We start from the raw sequence: 17,068 nt of genomic DNA on the forward strand, positions 1-17,068 counted from the left end.
GGCCGTCAAGACACCCGGCACCCCTTGAACTCACACCAGACGACTTCGCCCGGATCCCGCTCCCGCACGCCCCACTCGTCGGCCACCGCGGCCACGAGGAGGAGACCGCGCCCGTGTTCCGAGTCGGGGTCGGTGTCCGGGGTGCGGATTTCGTCGCTCCGCTCGGACACACCCCAGTGGGCGAGGGTCATATGCGTCAGATCGGAGTCGTGATCGCCGTGGACGAGCTGGACCGGCTCGGCACCGATGTGCAGGCGCTGGCGTTCCTGGGGGAGATCAAGGCGATCCTCGGGGTTCCGCACGTGCATTACCTGGTGTCCGTCGCGGAGGACGTCGGCGCGGCCTTCGTGCGGCGCGGGCTGCCGAACCGGGACGTGACCGACAGCTCCCTGGACGACGTGGTCCATGTGCGTCGGTGCTCGCTCGCCGAGTCCTCGGAGATCCTCAGGAAGCGGGCGCCGGGCATCGGTGAGGCGTACATCGTGCTGGCGCACGCGCTGTCCGGAGGCATCCCGCGCGACCTGATCCGCTACGGCCGCCGACTGCTGGAGATCCGGCTCGTCACGGAACAGGCCGAACTCACCGACGTGGCACAGGCGTTGATCATCGAGGAGGTGGCGGAGACGCTCGCCGCCCATCTGCGGGTCGCCTGCCCATGCCAGGAGCCCATGGACCAACTGCGCGGCGCGCTGCGGCACTTCGTGGCCTACGACGTGGACGGCCTCGGCATTCCCGAGGAGTCCCGCCGACTGATCGACGAAGCCGCCGCCTACGCCTATCTCTCCCTCACCCTGCTGGACGTCTTCGGCAGACCGGGTTTCACCCAGCGCCGGATGGAGGCGGCTCGACGGTCTCCCGACGGGAACCCCGACCTGCTCGCCGAGGCCCGCCAGGAGCTGGCCGTGTCGCCGTACAGCACACGTCCGGTCATCGACGGCATCCGGCAGGCCTGGCGGCTGGAGCCGGTGTCGACCCAGGGGCCGCGGCCGGCGGTCATGATCCCGCCGCCCCGCGGCGCGGCCTGCACGGCGGGGCATCACCCCGCCGTCTGACCGCCTCGGGACCTACTCCGCCGGCTCCACGCCCGCCCGCAGCAGACCGTAGGTGTACGCGTCCTCCAGGGCCTGCCAGGACGCCGCGATCACGTTCTCCGCGACGCCCACCGTCGACCACTCGCCCGTGCCGTCCGACGTGGAGATCAGGACGCGGGTCGTGGAGGAGGTGCCGTGGACGCCCTCCAGGATGCGGACCTTGTAGTCGACGAGGTCGAGCTTGGCGAGCTGGGGGTAGATCTTCTCCAGGGCCACGCGCAGGGCGCGGTCGAGGGCGTTGACCGGGCCGTTGCCCTCCGCCGTGGCGACGATGCGCTCGCCCTTGGCGAAGAGCTTGACCGTGGCCTCGTTGGCGTGGGTGCCGTCGGGGCGGTCCTCCACGATCGCGCGCCAGGACTCGACCCCGAAGTACTTGAGGGGCTTGCCCTGGACCTCGGCGCGGAGCAGGAGTTCGAAGGAGGCGTCGGCGGCCTCGTACGTGTAGCCCTTCAGCTCGTGTTCCTTGACCCGCTCCACCACCCGGCCGACCAGCTCGCGGTCGCCGCCCAGGTCGATGCCGAGTTCCTTGCCCTTGAGCTCGATCGAGGCGCGGCCCGCCATGTCGGAGACCAGCATCCGCATGGTGTTGCCGACCTGTTCGGGGTCGATGTGCTGGTAGAGGTCCGGGTCGACCTTGATCGCGGAGGCGTGCAGGCCCGCCTTGTGGGCGAAGGCCGAGACGCCGACGTAGGGCTGGTGGGTGGAGGGGGTGAGGTTGACGACCTCGGCGATGGCGTGGGAGATCCTCGTCATCTCGCGGAGCTTGCCGTCGGGGAGGACCTTCTTGCCGTACTTGAGCTCCAGGGCCGCGACGACCGGGAACAGGTTGGCGTTGCCGACCCGCTCGCCGTAGCCGTTCGCCGTGCACTGGACGTGGGTCGCGCCCGCGTCCACGGCGGCGAGGGTGTTGGCGACCGCGCAGCCGGTGTCGTCCTGGGTGTGGATGCCGAGGCGGGCACCGGTGTCCGCGAGGACGGTCGCGACGACCGCCTGGACCTGGGCCGGGAGCATGCCGCCGTTGGTGTCGCAGAGGATGACGACGGAGGCGCCGGCCTCCGAGGCCGCCCGTACGACGGCCTTCGCGTACTCCGGGTTGGCGCGGTAGCCGTCGAAGAAGTGCTCGCAGTCGACGAAGACCCGGCGGTCCTGTGAGACCAGGTACGAGACCGTGTCGCGGACCATCTCCAGGTTCTCGTCGAGCGTGGTGCGCAGCGCGAGCTCGACGTGCCGGTCGTGGGACTTGGCGACCAGGGTGATCACCTCGGCGCCCGAGTCGAGGAGGGCCTTGACCTGCGGGTCCTCGCTCGCCTTCGCGTTCGCGCGGCGGGTCGCTCCGAAGGCGACGAGCTGGGCGTGCCGGAAGTCGATCTCCTGGCGGGCGCGGGCGAAGAACTCGGTGTCCCGTGGATTGGCGCCGGGCCAGCCGCCCTCGATGAAGCCCACGCCGAAGTCGTCCAGGTGCCGTGCGATGGCCAGCTTGTCCGCGACGGTGAGGTTGATGCCCTCCCGCTGGGCGCCGTCGCGCAGGGTGGTGTCGAAGACGTGGAACTGATCGTCGAGCTCGCTGGTTGCGGTCATGGTCTCAAGGCTCCTGAGGATTGGATCTCGGTCGTACCGGAATGACCGGCTCCACCGCCCCCACATACTCCCTCGCGCTCTCGCCTCCGGCTGCGGGTGGGCCAGAAATGCGAAAAACCCCTCGCGGGTGCGAGAGGTCTGCGCGCGGGTCGAGGACGACGGTGTCCGCCCGTACCTGGTCGTACGTGGCGGTCACTGCGGACCGGCGCGCCTGCTGCCAATAATCATGGCGAACGAGAGCACGGAGGCAGTCTGGCACAGACCGCCCCCGTGCTCACCCTCCGTCTCAGGATGCGAGCACTGTGCTGCTCATCGGAGGTGCCGTAGGAACGCGTCGGTGCCGTCGTTGGTGTCGCCGGCCGGGATCAGCGTCGGGTCGGAGGACTGGAAGAGGATCCGGCGGGCGCCGTCGGCGATCCGGCCCGGCAGGACGTCGGCCGTCGCGGTACCGCCGGTGGTGTCGGGGGTGACGAGGGTGGTGGTGCCCTTCCTCAGGTCCCGCAGATAGACGGGGTACTCCTCGCCGTACCGGCTGCCGGGCTCGGCCAGCTTCGACATGAACGTGAGATAGCGGCCGTCGGCGCTGATCGCCGCGCTCCGGGTGTAGACCTCGCCGCGGCCGCCCTGGGTGCCGTGGATGCGCTGGTTGGTGCCGGTGCGGATGGTGTGCACGAACACGTTCCAGCTCACGTCGGTGTCGTCGGGAACCAGGTGGGTGTCCCGGGACTCGAAGACGACCGTACGGCCGTCGCCGCTGATGGACGGGTTCAGCGACTCCCTCTCGGTCTGCGAGCCGTCGTAGGAGCGGTCGATCTGGGTGTGCTCGCCCGTGCCGCGGTCGTACATCCAGACGTCGCCCCAGTCGTCGCCGCGCGGCCCGTTGGCGTAGTTGTACTGGTAGACGATCCGGCGCCCGTCGTCGCTGACCGTCGGCTGGAAGGCGTTGCGCCGCTCCCAGGTGGGCCGGGGGTGGCTGATGCGCTCGGTGGTGCCCTTGATGCGATCGCGCAGGAAGACCACGCTGGTGTTGTCGGCGGCCTCCTGGAGCGTGTAGACGGCATAGCGGCCATTGGGGCTGACGGAGATCTCTGCGGGCCGCCCGGTGAAGCCCTCGGGGACCTCGATGCCGAACCCGACGCGCTTGCCCGTGTCGATGTCGTGGATCCACACCTCCGAGGACTCCGCTCGGTACTCGGCGTAGACATACCGGCCGTCGTTCAGGACCGCCACCAGACCCCCGAAGCCCGCGAAGCGGAGCTTGCCGGTGTGCGGGTCGCGCAGGTACATACCGCCGTGCGGCACGTTGGGGTCCAGGTCCTCGGCGTCCGAAGTGAGGGCGATGTGGCGGCCGTTGCGGCTGATGACGGCGGTGCGGGTGACGCCGTTGCCCGCCTTTCCCTCCGGGGTGACGCTGATCGGCTCGGTGTACGGGCCCCTGGGTGCGGCGGTCGCCGCGGGACCCGTGAGTGCGGCGGTGGCGAGGGCGGCCAGGACCGCGGCTGCCAGGCGTTTCTTGCCGTGCATAGGAGTTCCCCCGTGTTCGGTCGTTGTCATTGCACTGTCCTCAGGAACACGTCCGACACTCCGTTGGTGTCCCCCTCCACCAGATCGGGTGACGCCGACTCGAACGCGACGACCGTGCCGTCGGCATTGACGGAGGGGTGTCCGGCCGGGAGGTCGTTGCGGCCGCCCCAGCGGTCGACGCTGACCAACTGGCGCTTTCCGGTGGCGAGTTCGAGCAGGAGGACGGAACGGCCCGCGGTGTACGCCACCCGGGTGCCGTCGCCCGAGAGCGAGGGCTGGGTGCCCCCGACCCGGGTCGTGGTGCCGGTGTCGAGGTCACGGACGTAGGAGTCGTGGCCCCGCTGGTAGGCGATCTTGCGGCCGTCCGCGGCGAGGGAGGGGGCCGACGCGTGCTCCGCGGCCTGCTCCAGGGCGCCGGTGTCCAGGTCACGGACGTACACGGAGCCGCCCTGCTCGAAGGCGATGTACCGGCCGTCGTAGGTGATGGACGGGTTGCCCGCCGCCCCGCCCGTGGGCGCGCTGACCACGTCGGTGCCGCCGCCGTTGAACCTGAAGCGGTAGACGCGGGGTTGCGGATCCGGGTCGGTGTCGCCGGCGGGCAGGGTCGCCGCGTACGTGAGCCACTGGCAGGTGGGGTCCACCACGGGCTGTCCCATCCAGGTGAAGCGGACGCCCTCGTAGGAGCCCAGGCTGGTGAGCTTGCCGACCGCGCGGTTGCGGACGTGGACGCCGGGACCGCCGCCGGCGGGGTAAGGGGCCACGTAGCCGACCATGCGTCCGCTGTAGCAGGGGGCGCCCTCGGAGGACGGCTTCTGTCCGACCGAGTTGACCTGGGAGACACCGCCGGGGGCGTTCACGAACACATCGCCCTCCGAGGTGAAGGAGACGACCTTGCCCTCCCCCATCACCGGGTCGTACGACGCCCCGGGCCGCTGCTGCCCGTCACGCGTCATGCTGATCCGCTCGGTGACGGACGGCATCGGCGCCGGGTTCCTCCGCAGCGCGCCCGAGAAGACGAACACGTCCGACTCCGCGTTGGTGTCGCCCGGCACCAGGTGGGACGCCGTCGAACTGAACACCACCGCACGACCCTTGGCGGCCAGCGCCCCCTCCATCACCTGGGCGCTCGGCGGCAGAGCGGCACCTCGCAGCCCGGTCCGCAGATCACGCACCCGGGTGCCGTCCTCGCCGGCGACGACGGCGTACCGGCCGTCGGCTGTGGCCGACAGCGGCCGTCCGTCGGCCACCCGCCGCGACTCTCCGGTGCGCAGGTCGTGGACGTACAGGCCGCTCTCGGCGTCGAGGAGGACGCGGCGGCCGTCCGCGGTGATGCCGACCAGGTAGGCGGCTCCGAGGCCCGTGTCCACCTGGGTCCGCTCGCCCGTCCTGCGGTCCTTGACGTAGACGTCGACGGGATCCTCGTCGCTGTCGACACGGACGCCGTACGCGACCCGCGTCCCGTCGCCGCTCACCGAGGCCCCGGCCTTCTGGCCCTCCTCGGCCGGTGAGACCAGTTCGTCGGTGCCGGTGGCCGTGTCGCGGACGTACAGGAGGCGGGTGTTCTCCGGTGCGTTGCGGTTGCCGATGGTGTACGCGACGTGCGTGCCGTCCGGGCTGATCGACTGCACGCCGCCCAACTCGTTGAAGCCGGGCGGATCTTGCGGCCACAGCTTCTCCGCGCGGCCGGTGGCGCGGTCGTACAGGTAGGGGGCCAGGAAACGGGTGCCCGCGGAGAAGGCGATACGGCTTCCGTCGGCGCTCGGCGTCGGTGAGCCGTACGTGTGGCCGCTGCCCAGGTCGATCCTCGTGACCCCGCCGTCGGACACGTCCTTCACGAGCAGACACGGGGTGAAGTGCGCACAGCCGAAGCTCGGCGCGGTGGACACGAACGCGACATGGCGGCCGTCGGCGCTGATCGCGGCGTCGTCCGACGCCCCGTCGGCCTGGCCGCCGTCGGCCGCGGTGCTCACGCGCCGCGTAGGGGACTCCTCGGGACGGGACTGGGCCTGGGCCTGGGCGGTGGTGCCGGCGAGCGCAAGAACAACGACCGCTCCCAGCAAGGCTCTTGAGGCACGGGACATCAGCGGGACCTCCACTGGAAGACATCGTGCACACCGTTGGTGTCACCGGGGACGACGTCCGCGCCCTGCGTGGAGTAGACGACCGAGCGGCCCCGGTCGGAGACCGATCCGTCGACGGCACCGCCGTTTCCGACGAGCTCTCGGTGTCCACCGTGCAGCAGCCAGAGGTTCGACTGCCCGTCCTGGAGCAGCAGTCGGCGCCCGTCGGGGCTGACGGCCCGCACCTGGACGCCGGGGAAGTGCCGGACCCGGTCCGTGCGCAGATCGCGTACGTAGGAGCCGTCCGCCGAATCCATCACGAGGACGCGGCCATTGACGCTCAGCTGCACGACGGTCGAGCGGGTGCCGTCGTCCACCTCGGTCTGCGTACCGGTGGCGCCGTCGGCGATCCACACGTCCCCGGTGCCGTTGTCCTGGTAGGCGACGAGGCGGCCGTCGCCGCTGAGGGACGGGTTGCCCATGTCCCGGGCGGAGTCGGCCGGGCCCGCGCTGACGGTCTCGGTGGTGCCGGCGACCCGGTCGTAGAGGTCGACACGGGTCGGGAACTGCGGGTGTCCGGACCACTGGTAGGCGATGTAGCGGCCGTTCGCGCTGACCTCCGGGGAGCCCGCGCTGTCCTGGGCGTTGCCCCCGACCCGGGTTCTCGTGCCGTTGGTCAGGTCGGTCAGGAAGACGTTGATGGTACGGCTGCCCCAGTCGATGTACGTGGCCCAGCGGCCGTCGGCGCTGAGCCGGGGCGTGCTGAGCGCGTTCTCCATCTTGGTGACCTCGCCGGTTCTCAGGTCACGGACGTAGGAGTAGGTGCCGGGGTGGGTGATTCCCTCGGGCACGAGGTTGGTCGCCGACGAACGGAACGCCACGAAGCGGCCGTTCGGCGTGATGACCGCGGCACTGGAGGCTCCATCGCCCTGGGTTCCGTCGGCGGCGGTGCTGACACGGTCGACGTGCGGTGCGGCGGTGCTGACGTGGTCGACGTGCGGTGCGGCGGATGCGGTGGTACCGGTGAACGCGACGAGCAAGGCCGCGCCTAAAAGACATGCGGCGGCTCTGGACATGTTCCCCCCTGTGGTCCCCGTTGACGCATTACCCCCGGCGCCCATTCTTTTGGCTCGTTCGCCTCCGGGGCGCTCTCAGCCGGTGTTGAGAGGCCGAGGGCTCCCACGAGGCAAACGCACCAGCGACCACAGGGTCAATCGGCCTTATTGCGTACAACCCGGGCGGAAGGTCACGCGTCCGCGCGGAGCCGAAGCAGTGGAGGAGATGACCGGAATACGCGACGGGCCCGCCCGGACGTCGTCCGGGCGGGCCCGTGGAACAACCGCTGGGTCAGCCCAGCTTGTGCATCCAGCCGTGCTTGTCCTCCCGGACACCGCGCTGGATGCCGAGCAGCGCCTCGCGCAGCTTCAGGGTGACCTCGCCGGGCGTGCCGTCGCCGTGGGTCCAGGCGTCCGTCTTCGTCTTGACGTGGCCGATCGGCGTGACGACCGCGGCGGTGCCGCAGGCGAAGACCTCGGTGAGGGCGCCGGACGCGGCGTCGGTGCGCCACTGGTCCAGCGTGACGACACCTTCCTCGGCGGTGTAACCGAGGTCGCGGGCAACCTGGAGGAGGGAGTCGCGGGTGATGCCCTCCAGGATCGAGCCCGTGAGCGACGGCGTGACGATCCGGTCGCCGTAGACGAAGGCGATGTTCATGGAACCCGACTCCTCGACCTTCGTGCGGGTCACCGCGTCGAGGTAGACGACCTGGTCGCAGCCGTTCGCGGCGGCCTCGGCCTGCGGGAGGAGGGAGGCCGCGTAGTTGCCGCCGGTCTTGGCGTCGCCGGTGCCGCCGGGGACCGCGCGGACGTAGTCCTCGGAGACCCAGATGGTGACCGGCTTGACCCCGCCGGCGAAGTACGCGCCGGACGGGGAGGCGATCAGCATGAAGAGGTACTCGTTGGCCGGGTGGACGCCGAGCGCGGCCTCCGTGGCGAACATGAACGGGCGCAGGTAGAGGGACTCCTCGCCGCCGTGCGGCGGGACCCAGTCGGCGTCCTGGCCGATCAGCGCGTCGAGGGCCTCGATGAACAGCTCCTCGGGCAGCTCGGCCATCGCCATCCGGCGGGCGGAGTTGCGGAAGCGCCGCGCGTTGGCCTCCGGCCGGAACACGGCGACCGAGCCGTCGGCCTGGCGGTAGGCCTTCAGGCCCTCGAAGATCTCCTGGCCGTAGTGCAGGACATGGGTGGAGGGGTCGAGGGAGATCGGGCCGTACGGGACGAGCTGCGCGTCGTGCCAGCCGCGGCCCTCGGTCCACTTGATCGTCACCATGTGGTCGGTGAAGTGGCGGCCGAACCCGGGATTGGCCAGGATCGCCGCGCGCTCCGCGTCGGAAAGTGGCGAGGCCGAGGGCTTGAGCTCGATCGTGGGCGTCGTCATGAGTGGTTGTCCTTCACCGGTTGTAGTGACGGGCCGCGCTCACGCCCTTTTACTGTCAGTGACCAGTGCTAGGACGTCCGAGCATTCCCTCACTCCGCGGCTCCGCGTTCGATTATCGCAAGCGCGGGGCCGGGGAAGAAACGGCGTGAAATGCGACCCGGGGATGATGGTGGCACCCGGCGGGGGACATGCGAAAGCCGCCGGGTGCGAGTGACCCGGCGGCTTCGAATGGTTTTCGAGTGGCGCGCCCGGTCAGCCGGCTACTCGTACGGCCAGCGCGTCACCGATCTCCGACGTGGAGCGGGCGGGCTTGCCGGTGCGCTCGGCGAGGTCGGCGGAGACCGCCTCTTCGATACGCGCGGCTTCGGCCTCGTAGCCGAGGTGGCGCAGGAGCAGGGCGACGGACAGGACCGTGGCGGTGGGATCGGCCTTGCCCTGGCCGGCGATGTCCGGGGCCGAGCCGTGGACGGGCTCGAACATCGACGGGAACTCGCCGCTCGGGTTGATGTTCCCGGAGGCCGCGACACCGATGCCGCCGGAGACGGCCGCGGCGAGGTCGGTGATGATGTCGCCGAAGAGGTTGTCGGTGACGATCACGTCGAACCGGGCCGGGTCGGTGACCAGGTAGATCGTGGCCGCGTCGACGTGGATGTAGTCGGTGGTGACCTCGGGGAACTCCGCGGCCACCTTGTTGAAGATGTTCGTCCACAGGTGCCCGGCGAAGGTCAGCACGTTGTTCTTGTGGACCAGCGTGAGCTTCTTGCGCGGACGGGCCTGGGCGCGGGCGAAGGCGTCCCGGACCACGCGCTCGACACCGAAGGCCGTGTTCACGGAGACCTCGGTGGCGACCTCGTGCTCGGTGCCCTTGCGGATGGTGCCGCCGTTGCCGGTGTACGGGCCCTCGGTGCCCTCACGGACGACGACGAAGTCGATGGCCGGCTCGCCCTTGAGGGGCGTGTCGACACCCGGGAGCAGCTTCGACGGACGCAGGTTCACGTGGTGGTCGAAGGCGAAGCGGAGCTTGAGCAGGAAGCCGCGCTCCAGTACGCCTGAGGGGACCGACGGGTCGCCGATGGCGCCCAGCAGGATCGCGTCGTGCTGCTTCAGCGCGTCGAGGTCGGCGTCGGTGAGGGTCTCACCGGTGGCGTGGTAGCGGCGGGCGCCGAAGTCGAAGTCCTTGGTCTCCAGCTTCACATCCTGCGGAAGGACGGCGGAGAGGACCTTCAGACCTTCGGCCACGACCTCCTGGCCGATGCCGTCACCGGGAATCACTGCGAGATTGAGGCTGCGAGACATGCGAAAACCCTACTCCCCGTCCCATGGAATGACATGACCTGTCCGCGATACGGACACCGCTGCACGACCGTTCGGCTCACGTTCACTCGCAGGTATGGCGGTTGTCGGGCTCCGCAGGGAAGTTCATCCCCATGGACCTTCCCGACTTCGGCATTCCGCCCGGGCTCGCGCGCCGGATGACCATGGCCGAGCAGCACGAGTACCTGCGGACGAAGCCGTCCCGGCGCCGCACGCTGGTGACGGCGGGCGCGGTCGCGGGCGGCCTGCTGACCGGCTGCGCGGGCAACGGCCCTTCGAGTCCGGCCGCCACGCCCTCCCCCGCGGCCGCGGTGCACGGCTCCGCCGTCTCCCCCTTCGGCCGCCATCTCGCCTTCGGCGCCGACCCGAGGACGCAGATGCGGATCTCGTGGCAGGTCCCGCTCGCGGTGAAGAAGCCGTACGTCCGCGTCGGCCTGAAGCCCGAAGAGCTGAGCCGGAAGATCGAGGCCGAGCTCCGCGACCTGCACACCCCGGGGCAGACCGGCGTACGCCTCGCCCTCGACCAGTACTACCTGCACGCGGCCCTGGACGGCCTGCGTCCGAGCACGACCTATTACTACGGCGTCGGCCACGACGGCTTCGACCCGGCGGACGCGAGCCGCCGCTCGACCATCAGCAGCTTCCGTACGGCCCCGGCGAGCCCCGAGAAGTTCGTCTTCACCGCCTTCGGCGACCAGGGCGTCGGCACCGCCGCGGCCGCCAACGACAACCTCCTGCTGCGCCAGAAGCCCGCCTTCCACCTCCACGCCGGCGACATCTGCTACGCCGACGGCAACGGCCAGGGCCTGACGTCGGACGGCTACGACCCGGCCTTCTGGGATCTGTTCCTCAAGCAGAACGAGGAGGTCGCGCGGAGCGTGCCGTGGATGGTGACGACCGGCAACCACGACATGGAGGCCTGGTACTCCCCCGAGGGCTACGGCGGCCAGCTCGCCCGCTGGTCCCTCCCGGACAGCGGCTTCGACCCGCGCTCGGCGCCGGGTGTGTACTCCTTCGTCTACGGCAACGTCGGCGTCGTGGCGCTGGACGCGAACGACGTGTCGTACGAGATCCAGGCCAACTTCGGCCACACGGGCGGAAAGCAGACGACGTGGCTGGAGGAAAAGCTGGCCGAGCTGCGCGCGGCCAAGGGGATCGACTTCGTCGTCGTCTACTTCCACCACTGCGCGTACTCGACGTCCTCGCACGCCTCCGACGGCGGAATGCGAGCCGAGTGGCTGCCGCTGTTCGAGAAGCACCAGGTGGATCTGGTGATCAACGGGCACAACCACGTCTACGAGCGGACGGACGCGATCCGCGGCGGCGAGGTGGGCCGGCCGGTGCCGGTCGGCGGCGCCACGGACCCGACGCGGGACGGGATCGTGTACGTGACGGCCGGCGGGGGCGGCCGGGATCTGTACGGCTTCCCGGCGGGCGTGAAGGAGAGCTACGAGGGGCGCGTGCACGACCACGAGTCCGTCGAGACCTTCCAGTGGACGAAGTCCAAGCAGCCCCGGAAGGAGACGGTGGAGTGGTCGCGGGTGCGCTACCGCGGGTTCTCGCTGCTCTCAGTGGAGGCGGAGAGCGGGCCGCGGCCGCGGCTGACGGTGTCGGCGCTCGCGCAGAGCGGGGAGCGCGTCGACCACTTCGAGGTGCGGCGCGGGGCCTGACGGGCCCGCGCCGCACCTCGTTCGGGTGCGGCTCCCGGCTTCGAGGGGTCGGTCAGTGACCGGTCGAGCCGCCGTTGTCACGGCGGTCGAGGGCGCGCTGCAGGGCTGCGGCGGCGTTCTTGCGGTCGGACTCGCTGGTCCGGGAGGTGTGACGGACTCGACGGCGGGCGGTCGTCTCGGCCATGAGAAATCGACTCCTTCGAATTCCAGGGAAGGGGACAACGAGACGCCGGAAGGGGCGGGGAGCGGCGGGCGCAGGGGTTGCCTGCATGGGCCCGGCTCACGACCGCCATTCGCTTGATCGAGCGAGACGTTCGGCTCCTACAAAGCTAAGCGAGGACTGCCGGTCTGTCTCCACAATTACTCGGACTTCCTACTATCTGAGACGGCGGAGTGGATCACCCGCCCCTGACCTGCGGTTTCGTCAACGGCCGAGCACGGCACCCAGGGCGTCCCGGAACCCCGCCGGGGCCTCCACCCACGGCAGATGGCCGGCCTTCGACAGCACCACCCGCCGTACTCGCGGCAACGCCTCCTCCAGCGAGTCCACCGCCGAACGCGGGCGGATGTCCTCGGCGCCGTCGATGATCAGGACGGGCACGTCCAGGGACGCGCAGGCGGTCCGCAGGACAGGGGTGCCCCAGGCATCCGCGGTCTCGGCGTTCAAAGCCTTGTTGCACTCGTGGTTGATCTCGAACCAGGGGTCGGCCAGCCGGCGGGCGTGTTCCAGGGCGCGCTCGCTGTCCGTGAAGTCGGCCGTCCACTGGAGGATCGCGCGCTCCGGGTCGCTCTTCGGCAACTCCCGCCAGCAGGCGAGCCGTTCGGGGTCCTCGCCGAGGCGCGCGGCGAGGTTCTGCTTGTAGCGGGCGTGCCACTGGGACACCGGCACGATGCCCGACCCGCTGACGTAGACCAGCATGCTGACCCGCTCAGGGTGGGCAAGGGTGTAGCTCAACGCCAGTTGCGCGCCCCAGGAGTGGCCGAGCAGCGCCATCCGGTCCAGGCCGAAGTGGCGTCGTACGACGTCCAGGTCGGCCACGAACCGGTCGGTCGTCCACGGTCCGGCGCACCGCTGCGAGCGGCCGCAGCCGCGCTGGACCCAGCGGATCACCGTGGCCCGGTCGCCGAGCATCGCGGCCAGGTCCCCGAACATGTCCCACAGTCCCGGCCCGCCGTGGCACAGGACGAGCGGGTCGCCCTCACCCGAACGCGAGGCCCACAGTCGTACGCCGTCCTCGGTGATCGCGGTCATGCCCGCATTGTGCGCACACGAAGGGGCCGGACAACAGCCCGACCCCTTCCGATGACTGACGGTCCGTCAGCCCATGTGCGGGTACCCGTAGTCGGTGGGCGGGACCAGGGTCTCCTTGATGGCGCGGGTCAGGGTCCAGCGCTGGAGGTTCTGCGGGGCGCCGGCCTTGTCGTTGGTGCCGGAGGCGCGGCCGCCGCCGAAGGGCTGCTGGCCGACGACGGCGCCGGTGGACTTGTCGTTGATGTAGAAGTTGCCGGCCGCGTAGCGCAGCTTCTCCATCGTGTACGCCGCCGCCGCGCGGTCGGACGCGATCACCGAGCCCGTCAGCGCGTAGTCGGAGGCCGACTCCATCTGGGTCAGCATCTCCTCGTACTGGTCGTCCTCGTAGACGTACACCGCGAGGAAGGGGCCGAAGTACTCGGTGGTGAAGACCTCGTTCGCCGGGTCCGTGCACTCGACGACGGTCGGGCGGACGAACCATCCGACCGAGTCGTCGTAGGAACCGCCCGCGACGATCGTGCAGGTGGGGTCCGACTGCGCGCGGTCGATCGCCGCCTTGTTCTTGGCGAAGGCGCGCTCGTCGATGACCGCGCCGATGAAGTTGGACAGGTCGGTGACGTCACCCATGGCGATGCCGTCCACCTCGGCGGCGAACTCCTCGCGGAAACCGCTGTTCCAGATCGACGCCGGGATGTAGGCCCGGGAGGTCGCGGAGCACTTCTGGCCCTGGTACTCGAAGGCACCGCGGGTCAGGGCGGTCTTGAGGATCGCGCGGTCGGCGCTCGGGTGGGCGACGACGAAGTCCTTGCCGCCGGTCTCGCCGACCAGGCGCGGGTAGGTCCGGTACTTCTCGATGTTGGCGCCGACCGTCTTCCACAGGTGCTGGAAGGTCTTTGTCGAACCGGTGAAGTGGATGCCCGCGAGGTCCCGGTGCTCCAGGGCGACCTTGGAGACCTCGATGCCGTCGCCGGTGACGAGGTTGATGACCCCCTTGGGCAGACCGGCCTCCTCGAGGAGCTGCATGAGCAGCACGGCGGCGTGGGTCTGGGTCGGGGACGGCTTCCACACGACGACGTTGCCCATCAGCGCGGGCGCCGTCGGCAGGTTGCCCGCGATCGCCGTGAAGTTGAACGGCGTGATCGCGTAGACGAAGCCCTCGAGCGGGCGGTGGTCGAGGCGGTTCCAGACGCCGGGGGCGTTGGCCGGGGGCTGCTCGGCGAGCAGGTCACGGGCGTACTTGACGTTGAAGCGCCAGAAGTCGATCAGCTCGCAGGGGGTGTCGATCTCGGCCTGCTGGGCGGTCTTGGACTGGCCGAGCATGGTGGAGGCGGCCAGCGTCTCGCGCCAGGGGCCGGAGAGCAGTTCGGCGGCGCGCAGAATGATCGCGGCGCGGTCGTCGAAGGACATCGCGCGCCAGGCGGGGGCGGCGGCGAGCGCCGCGTCGATGGCGTCCTGGGCGTCCTGCTGGGTGGCGTTGCGGTACGTGCCCAGCACGGCCTTGTGGTTGTGCGGCTGCACGACCTGGAAGGCCTCGCCGCCGCCCAGCCGCTTCTCGCCGCCGATGGTCATCGGCAGGTCGACCGGGTTCTCGGCCAGCTCCTTGAGCTTTGCCTCCAGCCGGGCCCGCTCGGGCGAGCCGGGGGCGTAGCCGTGCACCGGCTCGTTGACGGGGGTGGGGACCTGGGTCACAGCGTCCATGGGTTCCGTAACTCCTTGTACTTGAGCGGGTGTTGGGGCTCAGCCCTTGCTGATCATGCTCCGCAGGAAGAAGCGCAGGTTCGCCGGCTTCTCCGCGAGCCTTCGCATGCTGCGCCTTCCCGGGGGACAACCCCCGGACCCCCGGCAGAGAGAGCTCTGTGCGTGCCTCATCCGTCAGCCCCGGGTGATCATGCTGCGGGCGAAAAAGCGCAGATTGGCCGGCTTCTCCGCGAGCCGCCGCATGAAGTAGCCGTACCAGTCGGTGCCGTAGGCGGTGTAGACGCGCATGCGGTGGCCCTCGGCGGCGAGCCGGAGGTGTTCGTCGCTGCGGATGCCGTAGAGCATCTGGAACTCGTACTCGTCGGGCTTGCGGCCGGCCTGCCGGGCGAGTTCCTGGGCGATGGAGATCAGGCGCGGGTCGTGGGAGCCGACCATCGGGTATCCGTTGCCCTCCATCAGGCTGCGCAGGACCCGGACGTACGCCTTGTCGATCTCGTGTTTCTGCTGGTAGGCGACCTCGGCGGGCTCCTTGTACGCGCCCTTCACGAGCCGCACCCGGCTGCCCGCGTCGGCGAGCCGGCGGGCGTCGGCCTCGGTGCGGAAAAGGTAGGCCTGGATCACACAGCCGGTCTGCGGGAACTCCTTCCGCAGCTCCTCGTGGATGGCGAACATCGAGTCGAGGGTGGTGTGGTCCTCGGCGTCGAGCGTGACGGTCGTACCGATGGCGGCGGCGGCCTCGACGACGGGCCGGACGTTGGCGAGTGCGAGCTCGTGGCCGCCGTCCAGCGCCTGGCCGAACATCGACAGCTTCACCGACATCTCGGCCCTGCTACCCAGTTCGAGTGTCCTGAGCCGCTCGATGAGCGCCAGATAGGCGTCCCGGGCGGCTTCCGCCTGCTCCGGGTTGGTGATGTCCTCGCCGACGACGTCCATCGTCAGCTCCAGACCGCGGTCGGTCAGCTCGCGGATGATCGGCACGATCTCGTCGACCGTCTCGCCCGGGATGAAACGGTCGACGACCCGCTTGGTCACCGGGGCCGCCGAGATCAGGCGTCGCATCCGGTCGCTGCGCGACGCGGCGAGAATCACGGGACCCAGCACGGGGCACCTCCACAAACCAGCAGACAGGACCACCGTGAAATCTAAGGATCCCCCCGATCGTCGACCATCGACAGCTGTCACGCATCCGTGCCGCAGATCTCAGACAGATGTATGAAGGACCGAGGAATTGCGGGAGAATGCCCGGGTGACGTCCGATGCCGCATCCTTGCACCGCGCAGGTGACTACCAGGAGCTGGTCGACGAGATCTCGGAGCTCCTGGGGGTCCCGGCGACCCTGGAGAACCGCGACTTCGAGCTGATCGCCTTCGGTGCGTACGACAGTGAGGGCGACCTCGATCCATCGGCGCTGGACCCCGTCCGCACCCGCTCGATCCTGACCCGGCGCTCCACGGCCGCGGTCCGGACGTGGTTCGAGGGCTTCGGCATCACCCGGGCGAGCGGGCCGGTGCGGATTCCGCCCACTCCGGAGGCAGGGGTCTATCGCGGGCGGATCTGTCTGCCCGTACGCCATCGGGGGGTCGTCCTCGGTTACGTCTGGCTCCTGGACTCCGACCCCGGCCCGACCGACCGCCAGCTGGACGCGGCGATGCGGGTGGCGGCCCGGATCGGGGCGCTGCTCGCGGACGAGGCGCAGCACGGGGCGGACCTCTCGCGGGAACTCCGTGCGGTGCTGACCGCCGAGCGCGGCTGGCAGGGCGACATGGCGGTCGCCGAACTCCGCACCGCCCTCGGCCCCCGCGCCGACACACTCCACACGGTGATCTGCGTGACCCCCTGGCCCTCCGCCGACCCGGACGACGCCCCCTCCGTCCGTACGGTCCCGGGAGCGACGGCCCTGTGCACACTGCCCTGGGGGGCGACGGCCACGGCGCTGGCCCTGCTGGTACGGCTGCGCTCGGCGGACGTGATGACACCGGCGACGTCGGCGGCGGGGCGGTTGCTGGAGCAGGCGCGGAGCACCGGCGCCGCCGCCGGCATCGCGGCGGCCCGCGCCGGGCTGGTGGACCTGGGCGTCGCCTGGCGGGAGGCCGCGGCCGCCGCCCGCGCGGCCCTCGCGGAACCCCACCTCGGCCCGATCGCCGAGTGGTCGTCCATCGGCCCGTACCGCCTCCTGACCTCCCTCCCCCCGGAAACAGCCGACGACCCCGCCGTACGCGCCCTCCTCTCCCCCACCCACCACGAACTGGCCCGCACGGCCGAGGTCTACCTCGACTGCGCGGGCCAGGCGGGCCGCACGGCGGCGGAGCTGGGGATCCATCGCCAGACGCTGTACTACCGGTTGTCGAGGGTGGAACAGCTGACGGGGTTGGATCTGGATGACGGGGAGGATCGGTTGTTGCTGCACATGGCGTTGAAGGGGGCGCGGCTGTAGGTCTGCGGACC

General features: G+C 70.4%; 13 protein-coding genes and 1 pseudogene. 3 read left to right on the plus strand and 11 right to left on the minus strand.

What is annotated here, in order from left to right:
- Positions 1-5: 5 nt before the first annotated feature.
- Positions 6-128 (minus strand): annotated as a pseudogene (locus ACIBJB_RS30085) (ATP-binding protein); the annotation flags it as partial.
- 63 nt (positions 129-191) lie between these two features.
- Between ACIBJB_RS30085 and ACIBJB_RS30090 the strand changes: the two are divergent.
- Complete coding sequence (locus tag ACIBJB_RS30090) at positions 192-1,052, plus strand: hypothetical protein (protein ID WP_398935015.1); 861 nt, start codon at positions 192-194, stop codon at positions 1,050-1,052.
- A 12-nt stretch (positions 1,053-1,064) separates the two neighbouring features.
- Here ACIBJB_RS30090 and cimA read toward each other — a convergent pair whose 3' ends face one another.
- The 6 genes from cimA to ACIBJB_RS30120 all read right to left on the minus strand — a co-directional run bounded on the left by cimA (position 1,065) and on the right by ACIBJB_RS30120 (position 9,985).
- Complete coding sequence (cimA, locus tag ACIBJB_RS30095) at positions 1,065-2,669, minus strand: citramalate synthase (protein ID WP_398935017.1); 1,605 nt, start codon at positions 2,667-2,669, stop codon at positions 1,065-1,067.
- A 309-nt stretch (positions 2,670-2,978) separates the two neighbouring features.
- Positions 2,979-4,223, minus strand: a complete 1,245-nt coding sequence (locus ACIBJB_RS30100; protein ID WP_398935019.1) for a TolB family protein — start codon at positions 4,221-4,223, stop codon at positions 2,979-2,981.
- Positions 4,220-6,274 carry a TolB family protein gene (locus ACIBJB_RS30105; RefSeq protein WP_398935021.1) on the minus strand — a complete coding sequence of 685 codons (2,055 nt, stop codon included), beginning with the start codon at positions 6,272-6,274 and terminating at the stop codon, positions 4,220-4,222. The genes ACIBJB_RS30100 and ACIBJB_RS30105 overlap by 4 nt, the downstream gene beginning before the upstream one ends.
- Positions 6,274-7,293, minus strand: a complete 1,020-nt coding sequence (locus tag ACIBJB_RS30110; RefSeq protein ID WP_398935023.1) for a protein TolB — start codon at positions 7,291-7,293, stop codon at positions 6,274-6,276. The genes ACIBJB_RS30105 and ACIBJB_RS30110 overlap by 1 nt, the downstream gene beginning before the upstream one ends.
- Before the next feature lie 307 nt (positions 7,294-7,600).
- Entirely contained in the window at positions 7,601-8,689 is a 1,089-nt protein-coding gene (locus ACIBJB_RS30115; RefSeq protein ID WP_328780272.1) for a branched-chain amino acid aminotransferase, read from the minus strand.
- Positions 8,690-8,941: 252 nt separating this feature from the next.
- Positions 8,942-9,985 (minus strand): 3-isopropylmalate dehydrogenase, encoded by a 1,044-nt coding sequence (locus ACIBJB_RS30120; RefSeq protein WP_398935025.1) that lies wholly within the window; start codon positions 9,983-9,985, stop codon positions 8,942-8,944.
- A gap of 131 nt (positions 9,986-10,116) precedes the next feature.
- Here ACIBJB_RS30120 and ACIBJB_RS30125 point away from each other — a divergent pair, with 131 nt between their 5' ends.
- On the plus strand, positions 10,117-11,673 hold the full coding sequence (locus tag ACIBJB_RS30125; RefSeq protein WP_398935027.1) for a purple acid phosphatase family protein: 1,557 nt from the start codon (positions 10,117-10,119) through the stop codon (positions 11,671-11,673).
- Between the two features lie 52 nt (positions 11,674-11,725).
- Here ACIBJB_RS30125 and ACIBJB_RS30130 read toward each other — a convergent pair whose 3' ends face one another.
- From ACIBJB_RS30130 to ACIBJB_RS30145, 4 genes are all read right to left on the minus strand, one after another.
- Positions 11,726-11,857, minus strand: a complete 132-nt coding sequence (locus ACIBJB_RS30130) for a hypothetical protein (protein ID WP_020121043.1) — start codon at positions 11,855-11,857, stop codon at positions 11,726-11,728.
- A 240-nt stretch (positions 11,858-12,097) separates the two neighbouring features.
- Positions 12,098-12,925 carry an alpha/beta fold hydrolase gene (locus tag ACIBJB_RS30135; protein WP_398935029.1) on the minus strand — a complete coding sequence of 276 codons (828 nt, stop codon included), beginning with the start codon at positions 12,923-12,925 and terminating at the stop codon, positions 12,098-12,100.
- Between the two features lie 66 nt (positions 12,926-12,991).
- Entirely contained in the window at positions 12,992-14,623 is a 1,632-nt protein-coding gene (gene pruA, locus ACIBJB_RS30140; protein ID WP_398935031.1) for an L-glutamate gamma-semialdehyde dehydrogenase, read from the minus strand.
- Between the two features lie 174 nt (positions 14,624-14,797).
- Positions 14,798-15,724 carry a proline dehydrogenase family protein gene (locus ACIBJB_RS30145; protein WP_398935034.1) on the minus strand — a complete coding sequence of 309 codons (927 nt, stop codon included), beginning with the start codon at positions 15,722-15,724 and terminating at the stop codon, positions 14,798-14,800.
- A 127-nt stretch (positions 15,725-15,851) separates the two neighbouring features.
- Between ACIBJB_RS30145 and ACIBJB_RS30150 the strand changes: the two genes are divergently transcribed.
- On the plus strand, positions 15,852-17,057 hold the full coding sequence (locus tag ACIBJB_RS30150) for a PucR family transcriptional regulator (RefSeq protein WP_398935036.1): 1,206 nt from the start codon (positions 15,852-15,854) through the stop codon (positions 17,055-17,057).
- Positions 17,058-17,068: the final 11 nt, after the last annotated feature.

The organism is Streptomyces sp. NPDC050759, from assembly GCF_044456945.1.
Classification (GTDB): Bacteria; Actinomycetota; Actinomycetes; order Streptomycetales; family Streptomycetaceae; genus Streptomyces.

Bases quoted from the DNA above. Each gene is read 5' to 3' on its own strand.
- cimA (WP_398935017.1), bottom strand. From the start codon at position 2,669: ATGACCGCAACCAGCGAGCTCGACGATCAGTTCCACGTCTTCGACACC.
- ACIBJB_RS30090 (WP_398935015.1), top strand. From the start codon at position 192: ATGCGTCAGATCGGAGTCGTGATCGCCGTGGACGAGCTGGACCGGCTC.
- ACIBJB_RS30130 (WP_020121043.1), bottom strand. From the start codon at position 11,857: ATGGCCGAGACGACCGCCCGCCGTCGAGTCCGTCACACCTCCCGGACC.
- ACIBJB_RS30135 (WP_398935029.1), bottom strand. From the start codon at position 12,925: ATGACCGCGATCACCGAGGACGGCGTACGACTGTGGGCCTCGCGTTCG.
- ACIBJB_RS30125 (WP_398935027.1), top strand. From the start codon at position 10,117: ATGGACCTTCCCGACTTCGGCATTCCGCCCGGGCTCGCGCGCCGGATG.
- ACIBJB_RS30100 (WP_398935019.1), bottom strand. From the start codon at position 4,223: ATGACAACGACCGAACACGGGGGAACTCCTATGCACGGCAAGAAACGC.
- ACIBJB_RS30120 (WP_398935025.1), bottom strand. From the start codon at position 9,985: ATGTCTCGCAGCCTCAATCTCGCAGTGATTCCCGGTGACGGCATCGGC.
- ACIBJB_RS30105 (WP_398935021.1), bottom strand. From the start codon at position 6,274: ATGTCCCGTGCCTCAAGAGCCTTGCTGGGAGCGGTCGTTGTTCTTGCG.
- pruA (WP_398935031.1), bottom strand. From the start codon at position 14,623: ATGGACGCTGTGACCCAGGTCCCCACCCCCGTCAACGAGCCGGTGCAC.
- ACIBJB_RS30115 (WP_328780272.1), bottom strand. From the start codon at position 8,689: ATGACGACGCCCACGATCGAGCTCAAGCCCTCGGCCTCGCCACTTTCC.